The organism is Paraburkholderia sp. BR10954, from assembly GCF_040965775.1.
GTDB classification, from domain to species: Bacteria; Pseudomonadota; Gammaproteobacteria; order Burkholderiales; family Burkholderiaceae; genus Paraburkholderia; species Paraburkholderia youngii.
Genome location: NZ_JBFRCK010000148.1, coordinates 1 through 2064, shown reverse-complemented (window position 1 = coordinate 2064; position 2064 = coordinate 1). Strand labels below are relative to the sequence as shown.

Annotated in this window: 1 pseudogene; it reads left to right on the top strand. The window is 62.1% G+C overall.

Annotated features, from left to right (window positions below):
• Positions 1–2064, top strand: a pseudogene (locus tag AB4Y34_RS41460) (hypothetical protein); the annotation flags it as partial.

Below are 2064 nucleotides of genomic sequence, written 5' to 3'. Positions count from 1 at the left end.
GGTTCGAATCCGATTGGCACGGTGAGCGTGGGCAGCGTGGGTAACGAGCGCACGATCACGAACGTGGCCGCGGGTCGCCTGAGCGGGACGAGCACCGACGCAGTCAATGGCTCGCAGCTGTACGCCACGAACCAGCAGGTGGACCAGTTGAGCCAGGACATCAAGAATGGCGCCGGCGGCGGGACGGATGCGCTGGCGGTGCATTACGACGATGCCGCGAAGGGCACGATCACGCTGGGCGGTGACAGCAATGGCACGACGATCAAGAACGTGGCCGCAGGTGACCTGTCGTCGACGAGCAAGGACGCGGTGAATGGCTCGCAGCTGTACGCGACGAACCAGAACGTAACGAACCTTGGCGATCGGGTGACGAACGTCGAAGGCGATGTCACGACGATCAACGGGGACATCACAACGATCAACGGCAAGCTGGCCGATGCGGTGCTGTACGACACTTCGGCACACGACAGCGTGACGCTGGGTGGTGCGGGTGCGAGCTCGCCGGTGGCGCTGCATAACGTTGCGGCCGGTGCGGCGGACACGGATGCGGTGAACGTGTCGCAGCTGAAGGACGCGGGCATCGTTGATGGCAGCGGCAATATCCAGAACGTGGTGACGTACGACGATGCGTCGAAGGGCACGATCACGCTGGGTGGAGCAGGCGGCACGAAGATCACGAACGTGGCGGCCGGCACGGCACCAACAGATGCTGTCAACGTGTCGCAGCTCAGTACGACTGTCGATACGGCTACGCGTTACTTCAAGGCGAACGGCAAGAACGACGGCACGGATGATGCGTCGGCAACAGGCACCAGGTCGGTGGCCATTGGTGCGAACGCAAATGCGATGTCGGGCAATTCGATCGCATTGGGTTCCAATGCATCCACAAGCTCTATGGGGTCCATCGCTCTCGGAGCGAATGCCGTTGCGTCGGCCGCTAATTCCGTAGCGCTGGGTGCCGGCTCGATTGCGATGGACTTCAATGTCGTGTCGGTGGGTTCGAGCGGCGCTGAGCGCCGGATCACGAACGTCGGCGACGCGCAGTTAGCTACGGACGCGGTCAACCTGAGGACCTTGGACTCCCGCATCGGCAGTGGCACGGCGGCAACACTGGAGCAGGTTAGCGAGCAGATTGCCAAGGTGGACCAGCGAGTGGAGCAGATGTCTCTGATGTCGGTCACGCCACAGGATGTCGTTGGCAATGGCGGCTACTTCGTTGCGGATGGACTGAACGATGGCAGCGACGCGGCTACGGTGGTTGCCGAACAGAGTGGTCTTGCCGCGGGCGCAGGTGCGAGTTCGCGGGGCTACGGCGCAGTTGCCGTCGGTACAGAATCCGTTGCGAATGGCACGCAAGCTACGGCGATCGGCAGTGCCGCGCAGGCTACGATTAGCAACGCCACTGCAATCGGTGGTGGGGCGCGCGCCAACGGGAGTTCGAGCGTTGCAATCGGTTCTGGCGCGGCGGTGGATGCCGGGGCGAATTTTTCGACCGCGATCGGCTCGCTGTCGCATACGACAGGCGTAAGTGCAGTAGCGATCGGCAACAGTGCGACTGCAGCCGCTCAGAGCCTGGCAATTGGCACGAATTCTGTCGCTTCTGTCAGCAATTCTGCCGCAATCGGCTATGGCGCCCGCTCGACTTCGAGCAACTCGGTCGCGCTCGGTGCAGGTTCCATTGCAGATGCCGTCAATTCGGTGTCGATTGGTTCGCAAGGTAACGAACGGTACCTCACCAATGTTGCCGCTGGTGTCAATGATACCGACGGCGTAAACGTGTCACAGCTCAAGCAGTACGTGGCCGATAATGCGGGCAGTGATCCGCTGCTGGCAGTAAAGTACGACGATGCGTCGAAGGGCACGGTCACGCTGGGCGGTGACAGCAATGGCACGAAGGTCACGAACGTGGCCGAAGGCGAACTGTCGTCGACGAGCAAGGACGCGGTGAACGGCTCGCAGCTGCATGCCACGAACCAGCAGGTCGAGCAGAACACCACGTCGATCACCAATCTGGGTGACCAGGTGACGAACATCGATGGCCGCGTGACGAATCTGGGCGACCGG